Source organism: Marilutibacter spongiae (genome assembly GCF_014145325.1).
GTDB lineage: Bacteria > Pseudomonadota > Gammaproteobacteria > Xanthomonadales > Xanthomonadaceae > Marilutibacter > Marilutibacter spongiae.
Genome location: NZ_JACHTF010000006.1, coordinates 12,551 through 34,091 on the forward strand (window position 1 = coordinate 12,551; position 21,541 = coordinate 34,091).

Here is a 21,541-nt window from a genome sequence, read left to right on the forward strand (position 1 = left end):
CTCACGAGTCGCCCCTCTCGAGGAAGTTGCTGTGCCGCGCGATGAAGGCCGCGGCCGGGTCCATGCCCTTCATGCGCAGGCTGTGCAGGCGCGTGGCGGCCTCTGCCAGGACCGCGAGGTTGCGGCCGGGCATGACGGGCAGGGTTATCGTAGGGACGTCCAGGTCGAGGATGCGGCGGGTGCCGCTGTCGCCGGTCAGGCGCTCGATCCCGGCGGGCAGGGGGTCCTGCATCGGCTTGGTGAGGTGGACCACCAGGCGCAGGTACTTGTTGCTCTTGATCGCGGTGTCGCCGAACATCTCGCGGATGTTCAGCACGCCCAGGCCGCGCACCTCCAGCAGGTCCTGGAGCATGTCCGGGCAGGTGCCGTCGAGCACGTCCGGGGCGATCTGGGTGAACTCCGGCGCGTCGTCGGCGACCAGGCGGTGGCCGCGCGTGACCAGCTCCAGCGCGAGTTCGCTCTTGCCCGAGCCCGACTCGCCGGTGATCAGTACCCCGATCGAATAGATTTCCATGAACACGCCATGCAGCGTCACGCGTGGCGCCAGCGTGCGGGCCAGGTGGTACTGCATGAGGTTGAGCAGTTCGTGGCCGCGCCGTGGCGAGACCCACAGGGGCGTGCCGGACTCCTCGGCCGCGTCGCGCAGGTCCTCCGGGCAGTGCTGCTGCTTGCTGATCACCATCGCCAGCGGGCGGTACTGCATGATCTTCTCGATCGTCTCCCAGCGCTGGCGCGAGTCGAGGCCATCGAGCCAGGTCAGCTCCTCGGTCCCCAGGATCTGCACCTTGTTGGGGTAGATCGTGTTGAGGTAGCCCGCCAGCGAGGGGCGGCGCGCGACGGTCTGGACGGCCTCGAGCATGCGCTCGCCGCCGGTTTCCCCGGCGATCCAGCGCAGGTCCAGCCTTTCGCGCTGCTGCTCGAAGAGTTCGGCCGCACTGATGCTGGCATTCACCCGCGATTCCCCCGTTGCCCGTTCAATGCCCAGCGTCCCACGTCACGCCGCCGACTGGTAGTGGTCCGCATCCAGCAACAAGGTCGCCAGGGCGGTCTCGTCCCCGGCGGCGCGCAGCGAGGCGCAGAACGCCGGGTTGCCCAGCCGGTCCGCGATCGCCGCCAGCCGGCGCAGGTGGGACTGCACGTTGGCCTCCGACACCGCCATGGCGAACACCAGGTCGACCTCGAGGCCGTCGGCGGCGCCGAAGTCCACGCCCCGGGGCAGGCGCAGGAACACGCCGGTGTCCTCCGCCAGGTCGGGGATGCGCGCGTGCGGGATCGCGATCCCGAAGCCGATCCCGGTGCTGGCCAGCGTCTCGCGCTGGACCAGCAGCTCGTGGACCTGGCGAGCCTGGAGGCCGCCGTGGCCGGCGAGCAGCCGGGCGGCGAGGTCGAGCACCTCCGCGCGGTTGGACGCCGGCGTCGCGGCGTCGACCAGGACGACGCGGCCGGGGGCGAGCAGCGGTCGGAAAGGCATGCGGTCTAGAGGTTGAACTCACCGGTGCGGGCGAGGCTCTCGCCGCGGTGGTGGTCGACCATCTTCTCCTTGTGCTTCATCAGCAGGCGGTCGAGCTTGTCGGCCAGCAGGTCGATGGCCGCGTACATGTCGACGGCATTGGCATCGGCATGCAGGGTGCGCCCGGCGATGCTGAGGGTCGCCTCCGCGCGGTGGTCGGGCTTGTCCAGGCTGAGCTGCGCCTTGATGTCCAGGGGCTGCTCGTAGTGGCGCTCCAGTCGGGCCAGTTTGGTCTCCACGTAGTCGCGCAGGGCCGGTGTCACGTCGATCTGTTGGCCGTGGGTTTCGATACGCATCGCTGACCTCCTGTTCATCACTGGGGAGTAGTGGCTACAGCATCGCACGATCGGGGGGAATTGCGAGTGTCGATGCACGCAGGCCGCCTGCCCGTGCCCGTTCATGCGGCCCCGGTGCTGCCGCCGGGCCCGCGTGTTCAGCCGATCCTGACGCGATCCTGCGAGGAGGGGATGTTCATCGCCTCGCGGTACTTGGCGACGGTGCGGCGCGCCACCGGGACCCCGGTGGACTTGAGCGAGGCGGCCAGGCGGGCATCGGACAAGGGCTTGCGCGGGTCCTCGGCGTCGATCAGCTGGCGGATCATGGCCTGGATGGCGGTGCTGGATGACTCGCCCCCGCTGTCGTTGCTCACCCCCGAGGCGAAGAACGCCCGCAGGGGAACGGTTCCACGCGGCGTGCGGGCGTACTTGCGCGAGATCGCGCGCGAGACGGTCGATTCGTGCATGCCGATCTCCGCGGCGACCTCGCGCAGGGTCAGCGGACGCAGGGCGCTGTCGCCGAATTCCAGGAAACCGGCCTGCTGTTTGATCAGGCACTGGGCGACCTTGAGCAGGGTCTCGCCCCGGGCCTCCAGGCTCTTGAGCAGCCAGCGCGCCTCCTGCAGGTGGCCGCGCAGGTAGCTGGCGTCGGCGGCGTTGGCGCCGCGGATCATGCCTTCGTAGCCGCGGTGGATGGTGATCCGCGGACGCATGCTGTCGGCCAGGCTGACCCGCCACAGGCCATGCTGGCGCCAGATGACGACGTCGGGCGCGACGTAGGTGTCGTGGTCGGTCGCGCCGATCTGCGAGCCCGGGCGGGGGTCGAGCGTGCGCAGCAGCTGTACGGCCAGCTCGACCTCGTCCGGGTCCAGCCTCATCTCGCTGGCCAGGCCCTTCACGCCGACCTTGGCGAGCTTCTGCAGCGGCCCGTTGGCGAGGGTGTGGGCCAGGGCCTTTCCCGGCGTGTCGTCCGACAGCGGTTGCAGCTGCAGGCGCAGGCATTCGCCGAGATCGCGCGCGCCGACGCCGACCGGGTCGAAGCGCTGGATGGTGTGCAGGACCGCGACGATCTCGTCCTCGCTGGCCTGGATGGCCGGCCCCAGCGAGTCGATGATGGCCGACAGCGGCTCGCGCAGGTAGCCGTCTTCCTCGATTGCCTCGATCAGCGTCGCGCCGATGCTGCGGTCGCGCGGGGAGAGCGGGCTGAGGTGAAGCTGCCAGAGCAGGTGGTCATGCAGGGTGTCGTCGTCGACGACCTGCTCGGCCATGGTGTCGGCGAGGCTGTTGTCGGCCGGCCCGATGCGTTCGTACCAGGGCTCGCCATCGGTGGGGCCCCAGTCCTCGGGGCCTTCGGACAGGGCCTCGCCGGGGGAGCTGCCATTGCCTTCGACGGGCGCCTCCTGGCTGGCACTGATGCTGCTTTCGGTCCAGTCCAGCAGCGGATTGCTCTCCACCGCCTCAACCAGTTCAAGCTCGAGTTCGGTCGCCGAGAGCTGCAACAGGCGGATGGCCTGACGCAGTTGCGGCGTCATGACCAGGTTCTGTCCCAGGGAAGCTTGGAGGCGCGGTTTCATGTCCTATCGCGATGCATGGCCAGTCGGAAGCGGCGGAACGGCCCTTCCGGCACGGCAGCCGGGCGACCCGGCGGCCCGGGCGCGATGCTCGGGGTCCGGGGCGGTTCCGGCCATCCAGCGTCAAAGACGGAATGTATCCCCGAGGTACACGCGGCGCACATCCGGATTGGCCAGCAGCGCGTCCGGAGCCCCCTGCGCGAGCACGCCACCTTCGTTGAGGATATACGCGCGGTCGCAGATTCCCAAGGTCTCGCGCACGTTGTGGTCGGTGATGAGTACGCCGATGCCCCGATTCTTGAGGTGGCTCACGATCCGCTGGATCTCCCCGACCGAGATCGGATCGACGCCCGCGAAGGGTTCGTCGAGCAGCATCAGGCGGGGGCGGGCGGCCAACGCGCGGGCGATCTCGACCCGGCGGCGCTCACCGCCCGAAAGGCTGGCGCCAAGCTGGTCGGCGACGTGGGTCACCTGCAACTCGTCCATCAGGCTGGCCAGTTCGCGCTCGCGGCCGGCCTTGTCCAGGTCCGGACGCAGTTCCAGGACCAGGCGGATGTTGTCGGCCACGTTGAGCTTGCGGAACACCGAGGGTTCCTGCGGCAGGTAGCCGACGCCGAACTTCGCGCGGGCGTACATGGGCTCGGCGGTGATGTCCTTGCCGTCGAGCACGATCTGCCCGGCGTCGGCGGGGACCAGGCCCACGATCATGTAGAAGCAGGTGGTCTTGCCGGCACCATTGGGACCGAGCAGGCCGACGACTTCCCCGGCGTCGAGGGTCAGGCCGAAGTCCTTGACGACCTCGCGCGAACGGTAGGCCTTGCGCAGGCCCTTGGCGACCAGCATCAGCCGCCCTCCGCCCCGTCCCGGGCCGGCGAGGCGGGCGCGGTCCTGGGCACCAGGCGCATGCGCACGCGGCCGCCGTCGGACTCGGAACCCGAGGCCTGCACGCGCCCGGTCTTCATGTTGTAGACCACGCGCGGGCCGTTCATGGTGTTGCCGCGCTGCTTGACCACGACGTCGCCGGTCAGGGTCACGATGTCGCTGGTGAGGTCGTAGTCGATGCGGCTGGCGTCGGCGCTGAAGGGGCTGCCGTCGTCCATCTCCTGCTTGAGCCGGGCGGGGCTGCCGGTCAGGACCACGCGGGTGGGTTCGCTGTCGCGCGAGGTCACCTCGGCCTTGCTGGATCGGATGTCCAGCGTGCCCTGGGTGATGACCACGTTGCCGCTGAGCACGGACGGCTCGCTCTCGTCGGTGACGTAGTTGGTGGTGTTGGCCGCGATGTCCATTGGCTTGTTGCGGTCGGACGAGCGCGCCAGCGCGCTGGCCGGCGCGGCGACCAGCAGCAGGGCCACCAGGAGTGGCGCGGCGGGGCTAGCGGGCGGTGTTTTCATATCGGGATCGGGTGTCCTTGAGGGTGATCCGGTTGCCTTCGAGGTCGGCCACCAGGTGATGCCCGTTCATTGTGAGGCCTGGACGCGTAACCTTAACTTTAACCGGGGATTGCGCCCGCTTGTCTTCCGGGAAGACATCCAGCCGTTCAGTGGCGATACGGGTGGGCCTGCCGCTGGCGTCCTGGCTGTCGGCCCGGACTTCGCCGCGCAGGCGGATCTCGTCGCCTTCGGCGCTGACCCAGCCGGTCCGCGACCTGACCTCCCACGCGCCCGCCTGGCTGCCCTCCCGGGCCGGGATGATGAAAAGGGGCGTGGTGATGTCCATCGTCCGGCTGTCGGGGTCGCGTTCCAGCCGCGGCGCGCGCAGGGTGAAGGACTCGCGTCCGTCGGCGTCGAGGGCGATCAGTTCGAAATCGTTGAGGATGTAGTCCGGCGGGCTGTCGCTGGTGCCGGGCGCGGCGGCCGGGTGGCGCTGGCTCCACAGCATCCAGCCGGTCAGCAGTGCACCGCCGAGCAGGGCCAGGGTGGCGAGGGTGCGCCAGCTCATGCGCGGGTCCCGTCGGCGGCCGCGCCGCCGCCTGCGATGTCGGCCAGCAGGGCCTCGGCGTGCCCCTGCGCTGCCAGCAGCAGGTCGCAGAACTCGCGCACCGCGCCGTCGCCGCCGCAGGCACGCGTGCGCCAGTGCACGCGCTCCCGGGTCCAGGGATGGGCATTGGCCGGAGCGGCGGAAAAGCCGACGTGCGGCATCACCTTGAGGTCGGGCAGGTCGTCGCCCATGAAGGCGACCTCGTCCAGGCCGATGCCCAGGCGCCCGGCGATGCCCTCCACGCAGGCCAGCTTGTCGGCTACCCGGGTGTGGGCCTCCAGGCCGAGCTCGGCCGCGCGGCGCTCGGCGATGCTGCTGGCGCGCGCGGTGACGAAGGCGACGGCCAGGCCGGCCTTGCGCAGCATCACCAGGCCCATGCCGTCGTGGACATGGAAGGCCTTGATCTCGCGGCCCTCGCTGTCGAACATCAGGCGGCCGTCGGTCAGCGTGCCGTCCACGTCGAAACAGGCCAGGCGGACGCGTGCGGCGCGCTGGCGGATGTCGGCGGGATAGTCGTTGAGGTGCGAATAGGGCATCGGGTTGTGGGTGACTCGTGATGGGTGATGGGTGATTCGTGGAGGGCGATTCAGCGTCAGGCGGGCGGAAGCGTGTTTCTTCCAATCCCCCATCACGAATCACCCATCACCGCACTTAAACCACCCGCGCGCGCAACAGGTCATGAATGTTCAGCGCGCCGACGACGATGCCGTCCGCGTCGACGACGAGCAGGCCGCTGATCTTGTGGGTCTCCATCAACTGCGCGGCCTCCACCGCCAGGGCGTCCGCGCCGATGGTCCTGGGCGAGCGGGTCATCACCTGGCCGATCGTGGTGACGCGCAGGTCGACCGCGGCATCGTCGAGGCTGCGGCGCAGGTCGCCGTCGGTGTACAGGCCCAACAGGCGTCCGTCACCGTCGACGATCGCCGTCATGCCCAGGCGCTTGCTGCTCATCTCCACCAGCGCCTCGCTGATGGTCGCGTCCGGTCCTATCCGCGGCACCTGGTCGCCCGCATGCATCACGTCGGTGATGTGCAGCAGCAGGCGACGACCCAGGGAGCCGGCCGGGTGCGAGCGGGCGAAGTCATCCGCGGTGAAACCGCGCGCCTCGAGCAGGGCCACCGCCAGGGCGTCGCCCATCGCCAGCGCGGCGGTGGTGCTGGACGTCGGCGCCAGGTCGAGCGGGCAGGCTTCGGCGGGCACGGTCACGTCCAGGTGGACGTCGGACTCGCGTGCCAGCGTGGAATCGGGCCGGCCGGTCATCGCGACTACGCGGTTGCCCTGGCGCTTGAGGACGGGCAGGAGCATCAGCACTTCATCGCTTTCGCCCGAGTTCGACAGCGCCAGCACCACGTCGGCGTCGGTCACCATGCCCAGGTCGCCATGGCCGGCTTCGCCGGGGTGCATGAAGAACGCCGGGGTCCCGGTCGACGCCAGCGTCGCGGCGATCTTGCGGGCCACGTGCCCGGACTTCCCCATGCCGGTGCAGACCACGCGGCCGGGGGCTTCGAGCATCAGCTGGCAGGCCCGCGCGAACGCGTCGCCGACCCGTTCACCGACCGCGGCCAGGGCCTGGCCCTCGATCTCGAAGACCCGGCGCCCCGAGGCGGCGAGCGCGGAAGCGGAGGCGGTGCGGGCACCGGGCGGGGAAGCGGGATGGGCTGCCATTCAGGAGATTGCCATTTATGGCCGAGGGGGTTTGGGCTACGCTAATCCGACGATTCTAGGCGCTTCGCCATCGAATTGCCTGCCTTACACCCCAATGCCCACCCCGGCGATCGCTTCGCCATGCGCGCGCTGCCGGCGCCCGCGGGGGGGCCCAGCCAAGGAATTCCAGTGGATCCCAGCACCATCCAGTCTTTGATCGAGCAGGGCCTGCCCGGCGCGCGCGCCGACGTCCGCGGCGACGACGGCGTGCACTTCGAGGCGACCGTCGTGGCCGAGGCCTTCCGCGGCAAGCTGCCGCTGGCCCGGCACCGCCTCGTCTATGCCACCCTCGGCGACCGCATGGGCGGCGAGATCCACGCCCTCGCGCTGAAGACCCTGACCCCCGAAGAAGCCGCCTGAGGCGGCGCTTCCCCGAACCGGAACCCCGATGCAGAAAATCGTTGTCCAGGGCGGCCGTCCGCTCACTGGCGAAGTCCAGATTTCCGGCGCCAAGAACGCCGTCCTGCCCATCTTGTGCGCCACCCTGCTGGCCGACGGGCCGGTCGAGATCAGCAACGTGCCGCACCTGCACGACGTGGTCACCACGGTGAAGCTGCTGGGCGAGCTGGGCGCGGGGATCACCATCGACGAGCACTACGGCATCACGGTCGACCCGACCACGGTCCACAGCCAGGTGGCGTCCTACGAGCTGGTGAAGACCATGCGTGCTTCGGTGCTGGTGCTCGGCCCGCTGCTGGCGCGCCATGGCCACGCCGAAGTCTCGCTGCCCGGAGGCTGCGCGATCGGCTCGCGGCCGGTGGACCTGCACATCAAGGGCCTGCAGGCCCTGGGCGCGGAGATCAGCGTCGAGAACGGTTTCATCAAGGCCCGGGCCGAGCGCCTGAAGGGTGCGCGCTTCGTTTTCGACATGGTCAGTGTCGGCGCCACCGAGAACGTGCTCATGGCGGCCACGCTCGCCGAAGGCACCACGGTGCTGGAGAACGCGGCCATGGAGCCGGAGATCGTCGACCTGGCCGAATGCCTGCAGGCCATGGGCGCGCGGATCCAGGGCGCGGGCAGCAACCGGATCGTGGTGGAGGGCGTGCCGTCGCTCCATGGGGGGCGGCATTCGGTGGTGCCCGATCGCATCGAGACCGGCACCTTCCTGGTGGCCGCGGCGATGACCGGTGGACGCGTGGTGGTGCGCCGTGCGCGGCCAGACACCATGGATGCCGTGCTCGACAAGCTCAAGCAGGCCGGTGCCGCGATCGAGGTCGAGGGCGATTCGATCACCCTGGACATGGGGGGGCGCAGGCCGAAGGCGGTCAACATCACCACCGCGCCGCACCCCGCGTTCCCGACCGACATGCAGGCGCAGTTCATGGCGCTCAACTGCATCGCCGACGGCGTGGGCGTGATCAACGAAACGATCTTCGAGAACCGCTTCATGCACGTCAACGAACTGCTGCGCCTGGGCGCGGACATCCGCGTGGACGGGCACACGGCGGTGGTGCGCGGGGTGGAACGGCTCAGCGGCGCGCCGGTGATGGCGACCGACCTGCGCGCCTCGGCGTCGCTGATCCTGGCCGGCCTCGTCGCCGATGGCGAGACCACGATCGACCGCATCTACCACCTGGACCGCGGCTACGAGAACATCGAGGAGAAGCTGTCGGGACTGGGCGCGGTGATCCGCCGGATCGACTGAGCCGAAGGCGTCGTGGCCGCCGCCCGGGCGGCCACTTGCGTCAGCGGATCGCCTGCATCGTGAGTTCGAGCGCGTCGCCGTCCTTGTCCTTCTGGACGATGCGTGCCGGTACCTGCATGCCCTCGACGATCCAGGCCGTGGTTTCGCGGCGACCGTCGTTGCCCACGACCTTGGTGGCCTGGTGGCGCCGGCCGTCGACGGTGATCGTCTCGGTGCCGGCGTTGCGGTAGTCGAGCTGCTTGATCCGGCCGTCGTCGACCATGCGGTACTTCAACGGCTTGCCCGCGGCCACGTCGCGGACCAGGGCGAGGTTGATGAGCAGTGCGTCGAGGTCGCCCGCCTTGAGCGCGATGGGGCCGGCGCGGTCGGGCTTGACGTCGCCGCTCCAGCGCGCCTCGCCAGCGGCCCAGTCGTAGGTCGCGGTCTTCTGGCTGCGTTTGACCAGCACCTTGTTGGTGTCGTTGCTGCTCAGCGGGCGCCACTGGTCGCCGCTGACCTCGAACACGGTGATCTGGCTGAGGTCGGCCAGCGCATTGCGCACGTTCAGGCTATAGCGCCAGCGCCCTTCGCCCTCGCGCGCGAGGGTCATCTGGCCATTGGCCTCCATGCCCATGTAGCTGGCCTTGTAGTCGGCGGTGAAGGGTTCGATGGCCCGTGCCGGCAGCACGGCCAGCGCCAGTGCGGTACCGAGCACCAGCACCGGTGCCTTCGACAGGGTGTTCCGGATCTTCGATGCAACGTTCATCTACTGCACTCCTGTGTAGTCCACCAGTCGCAAGTCGTACTTGTCTTCGCCGTCCTCGCGCTGGAGCATGCGGACCGGGGTCGGTACGCCGTGGGCGACCCAGATCACGGTTTCTTCGTCGTCCTGCGCGTCGCCGGTCTCGGGCGAGCGGGTCACGCGCATGGCGTTGTAGCTGAGGTCGCCCACCTCGACGCCCTCCATGTCGTCCGCGACGCGGTAGACGTGGGGCTTGGCGCGGCCGTTGTCGACGTAGCGGTAATGCAGGGTCGCGCCGGGCCGGGCGTCGCGGATCACCGCCAGGTTGATCAGCAGGCCGCTCATGTCCCCCGGTTCCAGCGGGACCGGGCGCTCGCGGCTCTCCTTGATGTCGCCGGTCCATGTCGCGCTGCGTCGGGACCAATCGTAGGTGCCGGTGGTCTGCTTGCGGCTGAACAGGGTCTTGCGGACCGTCCCCTGGCTGAGGGGCAGGAAGCCCGAGGCCGTGTCCTCGAAGACGGTGCTCTGCTCGGCGTTGATGCCGGCCAGGCGGAACAGGCCGCGACCGCCCATGTCCAGGTCGACGCGCCAGCGGTGGCTGGCCAACGGCGTCAGTTGCAAGGTGGCTTCGCCGAGCGCCTTGCCCCCGGCGAGGACTTCGTAACGCGCCTGGAAGGGCGCCAGCGGGGGCGCGGCTTCGGCTTCCAGCGCCGAGGACGCCTCCGGGAGGCCTTCGCCGACGCTGGGATCCTGCGCGGCCGCGTCGGAGGTACCGAGCATGCCCAGCAGCAGGAGGAGGGGCAGGGTGGAGCGGATCATGGGCACCTGTCAGGCCGTCGGGACATGCAGCGTATTGTCGGCACCCAACTGCAAGGGCGCGTGCATGGGGCCCCCGTCGACGCAGGGTCGCGGTCCCGAAAGGGTGATGCGGCCCCGCAACAGCGCGTCCACCGTGGCCAGCAGCAACGGATGCTCGCGTTCCAGCACGCGGGCCGCGAGGCGATCGGCATCGTCGCCCGCCTGGACGGGCACGCGGGCCTGGGCGATGACCGGGCCGCCGTCCAGTTCCGCGGTGACCACGTGCACGCTGGCGCCGTGCACCGGCACCCCGGCATCCAGCGCCTGCTGGTGGGTGTGCAGGCCCTTGAAGGCCGGCAGCAGCGATGGATGGATGTTGATCATGCGACCGGGACGCGCCTCGACGACGTTGGAATCCAACAGTCGCATATATCCGGCACAGACGATGAGGTCGGGCTGAACGCCGTCGACCAGGCTGAACAGCGCTTCGTCGAAGGCCCGTCGCGACTCGAAGTCGCGCGGTCGCAGCGAGCACGCCGGGATCCCGGCGTCGCGTGCGCGCTGAAGTGCGCCGGCCCTGGCGCGATCGGAGAACACGCCGACCAGCTCGCCGTCCAGGCGGCCGTCGGCGATGGCGTCGACGAGCACCTGCAGGTTGCTGCCGCGGCCGGAGGCCAGTACGGCGATGCGGCGCATCCGTTCAGCCGATCTTGACGCGGGCGTCGTCCGCGGCGGCCACGACGCGGCCGATGCGCCAGTTCGGCAGCGCCATCCGCTCCAGGTCGGCCTCGATCGCGGGCGCGTCGGCGGGGTCGACGACGAGGACGAAGCCGATGCCGCAGTTGAAGGTGCGCCACATTTCCTCGTCGGCGACGGCGCCTTCGCGCTGCAGCCACTCGAAGACCGGGGGTTGCGGCCAGCTGGCGGCGTCGATCTCCAGGCCCAGGCCCCCGGGGATCACGCGGATGATGTTCTCGGTCAGGCCGCCGCCGGTGATGTGCGACATGGCGTGGATGTCGTGGGCGGCCAGCAGCGCCAGCACCGGCTTCACGTACAGCCGGGTCGGGGCCATCAGCGCGTCGGCGAGGCGGGTGCCGTCGGCCAGGACGTGATCGCCCGGCTGGCCGGCACGGTCGTAGATGCGGCGGACCAGCGAATAGCCGTTGGAGTGCGGGCCACTGGAGGCGATGCCGATCAGCAGGTCGCCCTCGCGGCTGCGGCCGCCGTCGAGCAGCCGGGACTTCTCCACGCCCGCGACGCAGAAGCCCGCCAGGTCGTATTCGCCCGGCGCATACATGTCCGGCATCTCCGCGGTCTCGCCGCCGATCAGCGCGCAGCCCGATGCCTCGCAGCCCTGGGCGATGCCGCCCACGACCGCGGCGGCGGTGTCGATGTCGAGCTTGCCGGTGGCGAAGTAGTCGAGGAAGAACAAGGGCTCGGCGCCCTGCACGAGCACGTCGTTCACGCACATCGCGACCAGGTCGATTCCGATGCTGTCGTGGCGGCCGAGCTGCTGGGCCAGCTTGAGCTTGGTGCCGACGCCGTCGGTGCCCGAGACCAGGACCGGTTCCTTGTACTTGGCCGACAGGTCGAACAGGGCGCCGAAGCCGCCCAGTCCACCCATCACCTCGGGGCGGAAGCTGCGCTTGACCAGGGGCTTGATGCGTTCGACGAGTTCATTGCCCGCGTCGATGTCGACGCCGGCGTCACGGTAGGTCAGCGGGGTTTGGGGGCTGGTCACGGGCAGTGCTTCGACGGCGGGGAATGGGACATTTTAGCAGCCATGGCGGCCCGATCCGTCGTTCCTCCCGTCGAGCCCGTACCCGATCATCCCGCCTGCGATCGCGCGCCGGGGCGGGCGATCCGCGCCGCGTGAAGCGGACACGGCGGCGCCCGGCTGGCGGACGATTCCATTTTAGATGGACGTACCGGGCCCGCTGCGGCACCATTTCGGTGTTTCCGGAGCAAACCAGGCGGCGAATCCTGCATGAGTGGCGCAATCCGTACGGCCTTCCTGTCCATCACCGCGGCGATGCTGCTGGCCTGCCTCGCGCCCGTGGCCCAGGCCCAGCGCGTCGAAGGCGACCGCGCGCGGGCCGAGGACATCTACACGGCGGAAGTCGCGGTGCGCGGGCAGGCAGAGGGCGAGCGCAAGGCCGCCTTCGCCCGTGGCCTGGCCCAGGTGCTGGGCAAGCTCTCCGGCGATCGCCAGGCGGCGTCCGCGCCAGGCGTGGGACGCGAGCTGCGCCGCGCCGAGGACTACGTGGTCCATTACGACTACCGCCAGGACGAGACGGTGACCTCAAGCGGCGCCCCCACCTACCGCACCATGCTGGTGGTGCAGTACCAGGACACCGCTGTCGACGCGCTCGCCGCGACGCTGGGCATCCCGGTCTGGCCGCAGCCGCGACCCAAGCCGGTGCTGTGGCTGGCCATCGACGACGGTAGCGGCCCGCGCCTGGTCGGCCTGTCCAAGTCGGCCGTCGCCCGCACGGTGCTGGACCGCGCCATCCAGCGCGGTTACCGCCTGGGCCTGCCCACCGGCAACGCCGCCGAGCAGGCCGTCGTCGGCGCGATCTGGCGTGGCGACACCGCGGCCGTGGCCCGGGCCTCGCAGCGCTACAACCCGCCCATGCAGCTGGTGGGCAAGCTGTACCGCGATGGCGGCGGCTGGACCGCGGACTGGATCTTCGTCGATCGCGGCCGCGTGCTCGCCCGCTGGTCCGAAAGCGGCGCCGACGCGCGCCAGGTCATGGCCACCGGCGCCGACGGCGCCGCCGACGCCCTCACCAAGCGCTATGCCAAGCGCAGCGCGGTCGGTCCGGCCGGCAGCTACGCGGTGACCTTCGAGGGCCTGGACAGCGCCGACGACTACATCCGCCTGTCCGGGTACCTGCAGGGCCTGGCGGTGGTGCGCGGGATCAAGCCGCTCAAGGCCACCGCCGACAGCGTGGTGCTGAAGCTGGAGCTGCTCACCGGCCTGGCCGGCCTCAAGCGCATGGCCGATGGCGACGACGTGCTGGTGCCGGTGGAAAGCCTGGCGATGCCGGACGGCCTGCCCGAACCCCTGCCGGAGCCGGGCCCGGTACTGCCCGAGGACGACACGCTCGACGAACCGCCGGTCTCGGCCCCCAGCGTCTACCGGGTGCGCTGATGCACGAGACCGACGCCATGGACGACATCGCTCGATTCCTCAAGCGGTTGCAGTGGGGCGCGGTCGCGCTGGCCGCACTGTGGCTGGTCTGGGCGCTGGCGCCCATCCTCACGCCCTTCGTGCTCGCGGCCCTGCTGGGCTGGCTGGGCGACCCGCTCGTCGATCGCCTGGAGCGCTCGGGGCGCTCGCGCAACATGGCCGTGGGCCTGGTGTTCACGTTGATGGCACTGCTGATCATCCTCGCCCTGGTGATCCTGGTGCCGATGATCGAGCGGCAGGTGGTCACCGTCGTGGAGATGATGCCCAAACTTCGCGACTGGCTGCTGGGCACCGGCCTGCCGTGGGTTGAACAACGCACGGGGCTGGAACTGAGGGGGTGGCTCGACCCGCAGCGCCTGATCGAGCTGATGCGCGAGCATTGGCAGCAGGCTGGCGGCGTGGCCGCGACCTTCTTCGGCTACGTCTCGCGCTCGGGCTTCGCGCTGGTGACGATGGTCGCCAACGCCGTGTTGCTGCCCATCCTCACGTTCTACTTCCTGCGCGACTGGGACAAGCTGGTCGAGCGCGTCGGCCTGCTCGTGCCGCGCGACCACGTGCCGACCGTGCGACGCCTGGCGATCGAGTCCAACGACGTGCTGTCGGCGTTCCTGCGCGGACAGATCCTGGTGATGCTCGCGCTGGGCGCGATCTACGCGATCGGCCTGTCGGTGGTGGGCCTGAAGGTGGGCCTGCTGATCGGCATCGTCGCCGGCCTCATCAGCTTCGTGCCCTACCTGGGTACGGCGACGGGCGTGGTGCTGGGGTTGATCGCGGCCTTCATCCAGCCCGGTGGCGACCTGACCCTGGTCCTGATGGTCGGCGGCGTGTTCGTCGTCGGGCAGATGCTGGAGGGCTACGTGCTGACCCCGCGCATCGTCGGCGACCGGATCGGCCTGCATCCGGCCGCGGTGATCTTCGCCATCATGGCCGGCGGCCAGCTGTTCGGCTTCCTCGGCATGCTGATCGCCCTGCCGGTGGCGGCGGTCGCCAACGTGCTGCTGCGCTTCGCGCAGGAGCGCTACACGCACAGCCGCCTGTACGCCGGCGAGCACGCCGAGGTCCTCGACACCGGCAGCACGCCGGCCGAGGCGCTGGCGGACCCGGGCCCGGATCCGAAGTGAGTGTCCCGCAGTTGCCGTTGGCGCTGCGCTACCCGCCGGACCAGCGATTCGAGACCTGCGTCGGCGCCCCGGCGGGTGCGCTTGCGCAGTTGCAGGCGCTTGCCGATGGTGGCGCGGGCGAATGGCTTTACCTCGCCGGGCCGGCCGGGGTCGGAAAGACGCATCTGCTGCTGGCGACCTGCGCGGCGGCTGAGACCGCCGGCCGCCGCGTGGCCTACCTGCCCCTGGCCGCGGCCGCCGGCCGCCTGGGCGACGCCCTGCAGGCGCTGGAAGGCAACGACCTGGTCGCGCTGGACGGCCTGGAGGCCATCGCCGGGCATCGCGAGGACGAAGTCGCCCTGTTCGACGCCCACAACCGCGCCCGCGCCGCTGGCGCCTGCCTGCTCTACGCGGCGCGCGGCAACCCGGTCGAACTGGCCCTGGGCCTGCCCGACCTGCGTTCGCGGCTCTCGCAGTGCATCCGCGTCAACCTCTCGCCCCTCGACGATGCCGGCCGACGGCAAGTGCTGGCCCAGCGCGCCCAGCGCCGCGGCCTGGTGGTGGACGATGCCGCGCTGGACTGGCTGTTGCGGCGCAGCGGCCGCGACCTGGCCGGCCTGACGGCGCTGCTCGACACCCTGGATCGCGAATCCCTGGCCGCGCAGCGGCGGGTGACGGTACCGTTCCTGCGGCAGGCGTTGGGCCTTGGGGCGACGCGCCCCGGGGCAGACGGCACCTGAACGCCATGGGCGCGCGAGGCGCGTCCGGGGCGCTCAACGGCAATCGTCGGCGATGTCCTTCCACACCACCGGCTCCCAGTAGGCGTTCCGGCGGATGCGGTCGCCATCGAGCCCGTCGTCCAGGAAGCGTGCACCCAGCAGGTGCCGGGTACCGGGCTTCACCTCGACCACCACGGTCTTGGCCGCGCGCGCACCTTCGCGGCGCAGCAGTTGTTCGCGCATGCGGAGTTCCACCGGGTTGAAGCGGATCGACTCGATCCGTTCGGCCACCGTGATCGCGTGCATGCCGGCAGGGAGGCGGTGGCGGTTGGCGTCGATCGGAAGGCCGCCGCCGTCGATGCTGATGATCTCGACCGGGTACAGGCGGTCGCTCACATGCGGCAAGGTCCCGCGGTTGCTGACGTAACCACAGCCGCTGGGCGGCGGCGTGCTGCGTTCGACCGGGGCCGTGTCGGACAGTTCCAGCACCTGTCCATCGCGCGAGACGGTGGCGCGGATCGCGCCACCCTGCGCGAGCGCGGCCTGCATGACCGCGTTCGGCTCCAGCGTGTCGGTCAGCGAGCGGCCGTTGACCGCCAGCAGGCGATCGCCGACCCGCATGCCCATGCGGTCGGCATTGCCGCCAGGGGTGATGGCCAGGACCGCGACGCCCCGCGTCTCGGGCCGGCGCACGTCGATGACCGCGTCCAGCGCGCTCGACTGCGCGCCAGCGAGCATCGCCGGCAGGGCCGCGGCGGACGGCAGGTCCGCCGCGATCGCGGGCAGCGCCCATGAACCCAGGACCAGGACGAGGGGTGCGACGCGGAGAAGGCCGGGCTGGCGTCGGGTGTTCATGACGAGGTACCCCCGTTCGCGCCGCCGGACGGGGCGAGGTCATGCACGAGCCGCGAGCGCGCCTCCCACAGGGGGGCGACTTCGGCATCGCTGGCGCCGCGCGCGTAGGCGGTCTGCAAGGCGCGGTCGATCGCCTGCAGCTTCAGGTGCGTCGCGTCTCCCGCCGCGCGTCCGGCACCGTGCCCGGCGGCGGCGATGCGTGTCGTGCTGGCGTCCGTTGCGCCGTCCAGGCGTGATCCGTCGTACCCCGGCAGCGCGATGACCGCGACCAGGCCCAGGGCCAGGACCGAGGCCCCGATCCGCAGGACGCGGCTGCGGCGCGCCTGCGACGCGCGCAGGCGGCTCTCCAGCGAGGCCGGCGGCAGCGGTTCGGGCAAAGCCTGCAGGTGTCGGCGCAGGCGTTCGTGGTCAGGCTCGGGTGCGTGCATGGGGTTCGGTCGCGTTCAGGACGTCGTTGTCGGGATCGAGGTTCTCGCGCAGTCGGGACAGGGCGCGGGAAATCTGGGATTTGGACCAGCTGGGACTGCGGTCGAAGCGTTCGGCCAGTTCGGTGTGTGACCAGCCCTCGACCTCGTGCAGCCATACCAGGGTACGGGCCACCGGGTCGAGGCGTTGCAGCAGGGCGCCGGCATCGACCTGCCGCGCGGCGCTGCCTTCGGCGCCGTCGGCGACGGCCGCCACGTCCTCGTCCGCGTACAGGTGTGCGTGCTCGCGACGCATGCGGTCGATCGCGGCATTGGCCACGACCTTCTTCAGCCACGGGCGCACCGGCCGGTCGCTGCGCAGGCCGCCGATGAAGCGCAGCATCTTCATGAAGGCGTCATGGGTGAGGTCCTCGGCCGCGGCGGGGTCGCCGGTCAGTCGCAGGGCGAGCGCGTGCGCCGCCGCCGCGTGCCGCGCGTACAGCTCGGCGAAGGCCTGGCGGTCGCCCCAGCGGGCTTTTCGCAGCAGTTCGGGTTCATCCACGAGTCGGGTGACGGCCTGGTCCATTGGCATGGATACGCGCCGGGGCCGGAAAGCGTCGCATGGCCGGCGCGAAGACCGGGTGGCGAGGGCGTTCAGGCACCGTCCGTGGCCAGGCGCGCATCGAGTTCGGCCAGGCGTTGCGGCGTGCCGACATCGGTCCATTGCCCGCGGTAGTGCTCACCGCCGACCTGGTCTCCGGCCATCCTGGCCGACAGCACCGGCGCCAGGCGGAAGCGGGGGCGGCCGCCGGGGGACTCGTGCGCGCCGATGATCGCCTCCCAGCCTGCCAGGACCCCGGGACGGAATACGCCGAGCCCTGCATAGGTCAGCAGGGGCTCGCCCGCGGCCCGGACCCGTCCTGCGGCGTTGAGGGCGAAGTCGCCGCGGGCGGCCTGCGCGGGCGGATCGACCAGGACCAGGTGGGCCAGGCCATCGGGTTCGCGCGGCAGGCGGCGGAAGTCGTAGTCGGTCCAGACATCGCCGTTGACCAGCAGGAAGGGCGCGTCGCCCAGCAGCGGCAGCGCATTGAACATGCCGCCGCCGGTTTCCAGTGGCGTGTCGCCTTCGTGCAGGAAGTGCAGCGACAGGCCCCAGCGTCGCCCATCGCCCAGGGCTGCCGGGAAGCGGTCGGCCAGCCAGCTGGTGTTGACCACCACGTCGCGCACGCCCAGCGCCGCCAGTTTCTCCAGGTGCCACTCGATCAGCGGCTTGCCGCCCACCGACAGCAGGGGCTTGGGCGTGTGCTCGGTGAGCGGCCGCATGCGTTCGCCAAAGCCGGCGGCGAAGATCAGGGCCTTCATCGCGACTCCGCCAGGCGCCGCTCGAAGGCCGGGCGCACGCGTGCGTCGAGCAGCTCCCGCAGCGGGTGCAGCGCGGGATGGCGGGGCAGCACGTCGTCCAGGTAGGCCAGGAAGCGGGGCGCATCGGCCAGGTATTTCGGCTTGCCGTCGCGATGGTGGAGGCGGGCGAAGATGCCGAGGATCTTGAGGTGCCGCTGCACGCCCAGCCAGTCGGCGTCGCGCATGAAGGCGTCCAGCGAAGGCACCGGCAGGCCGGCGTCGCGGGCGCGGGCGTGGTAGCGCGCCAGCCAGTCGTCGACGCGTGCCAGCGGCCAGCTGAGGAACGCGTCCTTGAACAGGCTCACCGCGTCGTAGGCGATGGGGCCGACCACGCAATCCTGGAAGTCGAGCACCGCCGGGCCTTCGTCGGCGGGCATCAGGTTGCGCAGCATGTAGTCGCGATGGGTCAGCACGCGCGCCTGGGCGAGCGCATTGTCCATCAGGCGTCGCTGGACCAGCTGCAGGCGCTCGGCATCCGCGCAGTCGAGCGCCAGGCCCAGGTGTTCGCCCAGGAACCAGGTTTCGAACAGCCCGGCATCGCGTTGCAGGAGGGCCTCGCCGAATAGCGGCAGGTCGGCCGGCGGGGCGATCCGCTGCAGCCGGACCAGTTGCGCGATGGCGGCGTCGAAATGGGCGTCGGCCGATGCCTCGTCGATCAGCTGTGCGAGGGTCGGGCCGCCGAGGTCCTCCAGCAGCAGGAAGCCGGCGTCGCTGTCCTGCGCGAGCACGCGGGGCACGCGCACGCCACCCTCTTCCAGGAGCCGGTGCATCGCCAGCCAGGGGCGGACATCCTCCAGGCCAGGGGGGGCGTCCATGACGACCATGCTCGGCGACGTCCCGGTGCTCCGCCAGTAGCTGCGGTGGCCGGCGTCGTACGAGGCACGTTCAAGGCCGAGTGCGGGCACGCCGCTGGCCGCGCGCGCCCAGTCCAGGCGCGCGGCATCGCGCGGCGGTGATTCGATGGATGCGTTGGGCGTGGGCATGCGCGACGGGGCGGTTTCGACAGCCCACAGGATAACGCCCGGGACGCGGCGCTTCGCGCGCCGCGGCTCCGGGCGCGAGGTCAGCCCGCGCGGCGTGGGGCCGTCTGGCCTAGAGCGTGGCCAGCCACTCGTCGTCCGAGCCTTCGGCAACTTCTTCGAACAGGAAGGTCGACAGGTACCGTTCGCCGGTGTCGGGCAGCATCGCCAGCAGCACCGCGCCTTCCGGGGCCTGTTCGGCGACCTGCAGCGCGGCGGCCACCGTGGCGCCGGCGGAGATGCCGACGAAGATGCCTTCCTCGGCGGCCAGGCGGCGCGAGGTGTCGCGGGCCAGCACGTCGTCGATCGGCAGGATCTCGTCGGCGATGTCGCGGCTGAGGACCTCGGGCAGGAAGTCGGGCGTCCAGCCCTGGATCTTGTGCGGCTGCCATTCCTTGCCCGACAGCAGCGCGGCGCCGGCGGGTTCGCTGGCGATGACCTTGAGGTCCGGGCGCGCGGTCTTGAGCACCTCGCCGGCACCGGTGATGGTGCCGCCGGTGCCCCAGCCGCTGACGAAGAAGTCCAGGCGCTTGCCGGCGAAGTCGCGCAGGATCTCCGGTCCGGTGGTGTTGCGGTGGTAGGCGGGGTTGGCCGGGTTCTCGAACTGGCTGGCGAGGAACCAGCCGTGCTCGCGCGCCAGTTCCGCGGCCTTGCGGACCATGCCGGTGCCGCGCTCGGCGGCGGGCGTGAGGATCACCCGGGCGCCATACGCGCGCATCAGCTTGCGGCGCTCGATCGAGAAGGTTTCGGTCATCACCGCGACGAAGGGGTAGCCGCGGGCGGCGCAGACCATCGCCAGGGCGATGCCGGTGTTGCCGCTGGTGGCCTCGACCACGGTCTGGCCGGGCTTGAGCACGCCCCGCTGCTCGGCGTCCAGGATGATCGCCAGGGCCAGGCGGTCCTTGACCGAGCCGCCGGGGTTGAAGGATTCCACCTTCGCGTACAGCGTCACGTGGCTGGGCGCGATGCGGTGGAGCTTGACGATCGGCGTGCCGCCGATGGTGTCCAGGATGCTGTCGTACAGGGCCATGGGGTGCTCCGGTTTCAGATCGTGTCGGGCAGGCGGCCGGTGCGGCCGCGTGGTCGGTAAGACGTAGGGATCACGCGGCTTCGGCCATCGTGGAATCCCGCGGGGCGGGACTGTCGAGCCGCAGCGGCTCCGGACCGAACCAGTGTAGGGCCTCCGCCGATGCGGCCACTTCACCCAGGATCAACAGTGCGGGGGCCTTCACGGCGTGCCGCGCGGCGGCTTCGGGCAAGGTGTCCAGCGTGCCGGTCACCACGCGCTGGTCGGCACGGGTGCCGTTCTCGACCAGGGCGAACGGCGTGCCGGGCGCGCGTCCGTGGGCGATGAGTTGTTCGCGCAGGCGGGTCAGGCCGGAGACGCCCATGTAGAAGGCGAGCGTCTGCCGCTCGCGGGCCAGCGCCGGCCAATCCACCGGATCGGTGCCGTCGCGGCCGAGCGCGGTGACGAAACGCACCGACTGGGCGTGCTCGCGATGGGTCAGGGGCACGCCGGCATAGGCCGCGCAGGCCACGGCCGCGGTGATCCCCGGCACCACCTCGAAATCGATGCCGTGCGCATGGAGCACTTCCAGCTCCTCGCCGCCGCGACCGAAGACGAAGGGGTCGCCTCCCTTCAGGCGCACCACGCGCTTGCCGGCGCGGGCGTGCTCGACGAGCAGGGCGTGGATGCGGGCCTGGGTGGCCTCGTGGTCGCCGCCGACCTGCTTGCCGAGCTCGATCCTGTCGGCGTCGCGGCGCGCCAGCGCGAGGACCTCGTCGCTGACCAGACGGTCGTGGAGGATGACGTCGGCCTCGTTCAGCACGCGCAGGCCGCGCAGGGTCAGCAGGCCCGGGTCGCCCGGTCCCGCGCCGACCAGGGCGACGCTGCCCCGCGAGGGGGATGCTTCCGTGGCCAGCGCGGCGTCGAAGGCCGCCTGCGCGGCGCGGGTATCGCCGCGCCGCAGGTGCGAGGGTACCGGTCCGGCGAGCAGGGCGTCGAAGAAGCGGCGACGCGCGCCGATCTCCGGGAAGCGTTGGCGGATGCGCGTACGTTCGCGGTCGAGCAGGCCGGCCAGGTCGCCCAGCGATTCGTCCAGTTCGGTCTCCAGGCGTTCGCGCAGGTGGCGCGCGAGCATCGGCGCGCCGCCGCCGCTGGAGATCGCGACCTGCAGCGGGCCGCGTTCGACGCGCGAGGGCACCTGCACGCTCGACAGCGTCGCGTCGTCGACCACGTTGGCCCAGACCCGGCGGGCCTCGGCCGCGGTGGAGACCGCGCGGTTGATGATCGGGTTGTCGGTGGCCGCCACGACCAGCCACGCGTCATTGAGCCAGTTCGGATCGAAGCGTCCGGCGATGTGTTCGACCCGGCCCTCGGCCACCAGCGCGGCCACGCCGGGCTCGAGCGTCGGCGCACCCACCACCACGCGCGCACCCGACGCCAGCAGCGCATCGATCTTGCGCCGGGCCACGGCGCCGCCGCCGACCACCAGCACGCGGCGGTCGCGAAGGTCGATGAACAGGGGAAACAGGGAGGCGGGCATGGCATCGGGCCGGGGCAGGGATTGCAACGCTAGGCCCTGCTCCCCGGATGCGGAAATGAGCAATCGCCCGGCCGCCATGCCGAGCCGTCATAAGCGCGGGCCA

The 21,541-nt window shown here is 71.0% G+C and carries 25 protein-coding genes; 5 read left to right on the forward strand and 20 right to left on the reverse strand.

The annotated features are described in order from the left end of the window. Position 1: 1 nt before the first annotated feature. The 9 genes from hprK to H4F98_RS06620 all read right to left on the reverse strand — a co-directional run bounded on the left by hprK (position 2) and on the right by H4F98_RS06620 (position 6,998). Positions 2-952 (reverse strand): HPr(Ser) kinase/phosphatase, encoded by a 951-nt coding sequence (gene hprK, locus H4F98_RS06580; RefSeq protein WP_182686066.1) that lies wholly within the window; start codon positions 950-952, stop codon positions 2-4. A gap of 42 nt (positions 953-994) precedes the next feature. Next, on the reverse strand, positions 995-1,471 hold the full coding sequence (locus H4F98_RS06585; protein WP_182686068.1) for a PTS sugar transporter subunit IIA: 477 nt from the start codon (positions 1,469-1,471) through the stop codon (positions 995-997). A 5-nt stretch (positions 1,472-1,476) separates the two neighbouring features. Then, positions 1,477-1,806: a ribosome hibernation-promoting factor, HPF/YfiA family gene (gene hpf / locus H4F98_RS06590; protein ID WP_182686070.1), complete on the reverse strand. Its 330-nt coding sequence runs from the start codon at positions 1,804-1,806 to the stop codon at positions 1,477-1,479. A 137-nt stretch (positions 1,807-1,943) separates the two neighbouring features. Continuing rightward, positions 1,944-3,359, reverse strand: coding sequence for an RNA polymerase factor sigma-54 (locus tag H4F98_RS06595; RefSeq protein ID WP_182686072.1), 1,416 nt, complete (start codon positions 3,357-3,359; stop codon positions 1,944-1,946). 120 nt (positions 3,360-3,479) lie between these two features. Then, complete coding sequence (gene lptB / locus H4F98_RS06600) at positions 3,480-4,199, reverse strand: LPS export ABC transporter ATP-binding protein (protein WP_141517711.1); 720 nt, start codon at positions 4,197-4,199, stop codon at positions 3,480-3,482. After that, positions 4,199-4,747, reverse strand: a complete 549-nt coding sequence (gene lptA, locus H4F98_RS06605; protein ID WP_182686074.1) for a lipopolysaccharide transport periplasmic protein LptA — start codon at positions 4,745-4,747, stop codon at positions 4,199-4,201. The genes lptB and lptA overlap by 1 nt, the downstream gene beginning before the upstream one ends. After that, complete coding sequence (gene lptC, locus H4F98_RS06610) at positions 4,728-5,294, reverse strand: LPS export ABC transporter periplasmic protein LptC (RefSeq protein WP_182686076.1); 567 nt, start codon at positions 5,292-5,294, stop codon at positions 4,728-4,730. Before lptC ends, lptA begins: the two co-directional genes overlap by 20 nt. After that, positions 5,291-5,869, reverse strand: a complete 579-nt coding sequence (locus tag H4F98_RS06615) for a KdsC family phosphatase (protein ID WP_182686078.1) — start codon at positions 5,867-5,869, stop codon at positions 5,291-5,293. Before H4F98_RS06615 ends, lptC begins: the two co-directional genes overlap by 4 nt. Positions 5,870-5,984: 115 nt before the next feature. Next, on the reverse strand, positions 5,985-6,998 hold the full coding sequence (locus tag H4F98_RS06620; RefSeq protein ID WP_182686080.1) for a KpsF/GutQ family sugar-phosphate isomerase: 1,014 nt from the start codon (positions 6,996-6,998) through the stop codon (positions 5,985-5,987). 168 nt (positions 6,999-7,166) lie between these two features. On the opposite strand from H4F98_RS06620, the gene H4F98_RS06625 reads away from it, so the two are divergent. Together H4F98_RS06625 and murA are read left to right on the forward strand one after the other, a co-directional pair. Then, positions 7,167-7,397: a BolA family protein gene (locus H4F98_RS06625; protein WP_141517706.1), complete on the forward strand. Its 231-nt coding sequence runs from the start codon at positions 7,167-7,169 to the stop codon at positions 7,395-7,397. A gap of 28 nt (positions 7,398-7,425) precedes the next feature. Beyond that, complete coding sequence (murA, locus tag H4F98_RS06630) at positions 7,426-8,682, forward strand: UDP-N-acetylglucosamine 1-carboxyvinyltransferase (protein WP_182686082.1); 1,257 nt, start codon at positions 7,426-7,428, stop codon at positions 8,680-8,682. Positions 8,683-8,722: 40 nt separating this feature from the next. Here the strand turns inward: murA and H4F98_RS06635 are convergent, their stop codons facing one another. From H4F98_RS06635 to purM, 4 genes are read right to left on the reverse strand one after another with little or no spacing between them, the layout of a single operon-like run. Further along, complete coding sequence (locus H4F98_RS06635) at positions 8,723-9,427, reverse strand: DUF3108 domain-containing protein (RefSeq protein WP_182686084.1); 705 nt, start codon at positions 9,425-9,427, stop codon at positions 8,723-8,725. Next, positions 9,428-10,222, reverse strand: coding sequence for a DUF3108 domain-containing protein (locus H4F98_RS06640; RefSeq protein WP_182686086.1), 795 nt, complete (start codon positions 10,220-10,222; stop codon positions 9,428-9,430). A gap of 9 nt (positions 10,223-10,231) precedes the next feature. Continuing rightward, entirely contained in the window at positions 10,232-10,897 is a 666-nt protein-coding gene (gene purN, locus H4F98_RS06645; protein WP_182686088.1) for a phosphoribosylglycinamide formyltransferase, read from the reverse strand. 4 nt (positions 10,898-10,901) lie between these two features. Next, positions 10,902-11,921 (reverse strand): phosphoribosylformylglycinamidine cyclo-ligase, encoded by a 1,020-nt coding sequence (gene purM / locus H4F98_RS06650; RefSeq protein WP_182686410.1) that lies wholly within the window; start codon positions 11,919-11,921, stop codon positions 10,902-10,904. Between the two features lie 267 nt (positions 11,922-12,188). Between purM and H4F98_RS06655 the strand changes: the two genes are divergently transcribed. From H4F98_RS06655 to hda, 3 genes are read left to right on the forward strand one after another with little or no spacing between them, the layout of a single operon-like run. After that, the gene (locus tag H4F98_RS06655) at positions 12,189-13,355 is read left to right on the forward strand and encodes a DUF2066 domain-containing protein (protein ID WP_182686090.1); all 1,167 of its coding nucleotides are present in this window, start codon (positions 12,189-12,191) and stop codon (positions 13,353-13,355) included. Positions 13,356-13,372: 17 nt separating this feature from the next. Next, complete coding sequence (locus tag H4F98_RS06660) at positions 13,373-14,515, forward strand: AI-2E family transporter (RefSeq protein ID WP_182686411.1); 1,143 nt, start codon at positions 13,373-13,375, stop codon at positions 14,513-14,515. Next, entirely contained in the window at positions 14,512-15,234 is a 723-nt protein-coding gene (gene hda / locus H4F98_RS06665; protein WP_182686092.1) for a DnaA regulatory inactivator Hda, read from the forward strand. The genes H4F98_RS06660 and hda overlap by 4 nt, the downstream gene beginning before the upstream one ends. Positions 15,235-15,267: 33 nt before the next feature. Here hda and H4F98_RS06670 read toward each other — a convergent pair whose 3' ends face one another. From H4F98_RS06670 to cysG, 7 genes are all read right to left on the reverse strand, one after another. After that, positions 15,268-16,068: a PDZ domain-containing protein gene (locus tag H4F98_RS06670; protein WP_182686094.1), complete on the reverse strand. Its 801-nt coding sequence runs from the start codon at positions 16,066-16,068 to the stop codon at positions 15,268-15,270. After that, on the reverse strand, positions 16,065-16,496 hold the full coding sequence (locus H4F98_RS06675; RefSeq protein ID WP_182686096.1) for a hypothetical protein: 432 nt from the start codon (positions 16,494-16,496) through the stop codon (positions 16,065-16,067). Before H4F98_RS06675 ends, H4F98_RS06670 begins: the two co-directional genes overlap by 4 nt. After that, on the reverse strand, positions 16,477-17,064 hold the full coding sequence (locus H4F98_RS06680; protein ID WP_182686098.1) for an RNA polymerase sigma factor: 588 nt from the start codon (positions 17,062-17,064) through the stop codon (positions 16,477-16,479). Before H4F98_RS06680 ends, H4F98_RS06675 begins: the two co-directional genes overlap by 20 nt. Before the next feature lie 62 nt (positions 17,065-17,126). After that, positions 17,127-17,834 carry an N-acetylmuramate alpha-1-phosphate uridylyltransferase MurU gene (gene murU / locus H4F98_RS06685; RefSeq protein ID WP_182686100.1) on the reverse strand — a complete coding sequence of 236 codons (708 nt, stop codon included), beginning with the start codon at positions 17,832-17,834 and terminating at the stop codon, positions 17,127-17,129. Beyond that, a complete protein-coding gene (locus H4F98_RS06690; RefSeq protein WP_182686102.1) occupies positions 17,831-18,856 on the reverse strand; it encodes an aminoglycoside phosphotransferase family protein in 1,026 nt (341 codons plus the stop codon). The genes murU and H4F98_RS06690 overlap by 4 nt, the downstream gene beginning before the upstream one ends. 109 nt (positions 18,857-18,965) lie before the next feature. After that, positions 18,966-19,922, reverse strand: a complete 957-nt coding sequence (cysK, locus tag H4F98_RS06695) for a cysteine synthase A (protein WP_182686105.1) — start codon at positions 19,920-19,922, stop codon at positions 18,966-18,968. Positions 19,923-19,992: 70 nt separating this feature from the next. Further along, positions 19,993-21,438: a siroheme synthase CysG gene (cysG, locus tag H4F98_RS06700; protein ID WP_182686107.1), complete on the reverse strand. Its 1,446-nt coding sequence runs from the start codon at positions 21,436-21,438 to the stop codon at positions 19,993-19,995. Positions 21,439-21,541: the final 103 nt, after the last annotated feature.

Excerpts from the sequence above, each read along its gene's own strand:
- H4F98_RS06690 (WP_182686102.1), bottom strand. The coding sequence starts at position 18,856 with ATGCCCACGCCCAACGCATCCATCGAATCACCGCCGCGCGATGCCGCG.
- H4F98_RS06635 (WP_182686084.1), bottom strand. The coding sequence starts at position 9,427 with ATGAACGTTGCATCGAAGATCCGGAACACCCTGTCGAAGGCACCGGTG.
- lptB (WP_141517711.1), bottom strand. The coding sequence starts at position 4,199 with ATGCTGGTCGCCAAGGGCCTGCGCAAGGCCTACCGTTCGCGCGAGGTC.
- H4F98_RS06615 (WP_182686078.1), bottom strand. The coding sequence starts at position 5,869 with ATGCCCTATTCGCACCTCAACGACTATCCCGCCGACATCCGCCAGCGC.
- murU (WP_182686100.1), bottom strand. The coding sequence starts at position 17,834 with ATGAAGGCCCTGATCTTCGCCGCCGGCTTTGGCGAACGCATGCGGCCG.
- H4F98_RS06595 (WP_182686072.1), bottom strand. The coding sequence starts at position 3,359 with ATGAAACCGCGCCTCCAAGCTTCCCTGGGACAGAACCTGGTCATGACG.
- H4F98_RS06680 (WP_182686098.1), bottom strand. The coding sequence starts at position 17,064 with ATGCCAATGGACCAGGCCGTCACCCGACTCGTGGATGAACCCGAACTG.
- H4F98_RS06585 (WP_182686068.1), bottom strand. The coding sequence starts at position 1,471 with ATGCCTTTCCGACCGCTGCTCGCCCCCGGCCGCGTCGTCCTGGTCGAC.
- H4F98_RS06675 (WP_182686096.1), bottom strand. The coding sequence starts at position 16,496 with ATGCACGCACCCGAGCCTGACCACGAACGCCTGCGCCGACACCTGCAG.
- cysK (WP_182686105.1), bottom strand. The coding sequence starts at position 19,922 with ATGGCCCTGTACGACAGCATCCTGGACACCATCGGCGGCACGCCGATC.
- murA (WP_182686082.1), top strand. The coding sequence starts at position 7,426 with ATGCAGAAAATCGTTGTCCAGGGCGGCCGTCCGCTCACTGGCGAAGTC.
- lptC (WP_182686076.1), bottom strand. The coding sequence starts at position 5,294 with ATGAGCTGGCGCACCCTCGCCACCCTGGCCCTGCTCGGCGGTGCACTG.
- purN (WP_182686088.1), bottom strand. The coding sequence starts at position 10,897 with ATGCGCCGCATCGCCGTACTGGCCTCCGGCCGCGGCAGCAACCTGCAG.
- H4F98_RS06620 (WP_182686080.1), bottom strand. The coding sequence starts at position 6,998 with ATGGCAGCCCATCCCGCTTCCCCGCCCGGTGCCCGCACCGCCTCCGCT.
- lptA (WP_182686074.1), bottom strand. The coding sequence starts at position 4,747 with ATGAAAACACCGCCCGCTAGCCCCGCCGCGCCACTCCTGGTGGCCCTG.
- H4F98_RS06640 (WP_182686086.1), bottom strand. The coding sequence starts at position 10,222 with ATGATCCGCTCCACCCTGCCCCTCCTCCTGCTGCTGGGCATGCTCGGT.
- H4F98_RS06670 (WP_182686094.1), bottom strand. The coding sequence starts at position 16,068 with ATGAACACCCGACGCCAGCCCGGCCTTCTCCGCGTCGCACCCCTCGTC.
- cysG (WP_182686107.1), bottom strand. The coding sequence starts at position 21,438 with ATGCCCGCCTCCCTGTTTCCCCTGTTCATCGACCTTCGCGACCGCCGC.
- H4F98_RS06660 (WP_182686411.1), top strand. The coding sequence starts at position 13,373 with ATGGACGACATCGCTCGATTCCTCAAGCGGTTGCAGTGGGGCGCGGTC.
- hpf (WP_182686070.1), bottom strand. The coding sequence starts at position 1,806 with ATGCGTATCGAAACCCACGGCCAACAGATCGACGTGACACCGGCCCTG.
- H4F98_RS06655 (WP_182686090.1), top strand. The coding sequence starts at position 12,189 with ATGAGTGGCGCAATCCGTACGGCCTTCCTGTCCATCACCGCGGCGATG.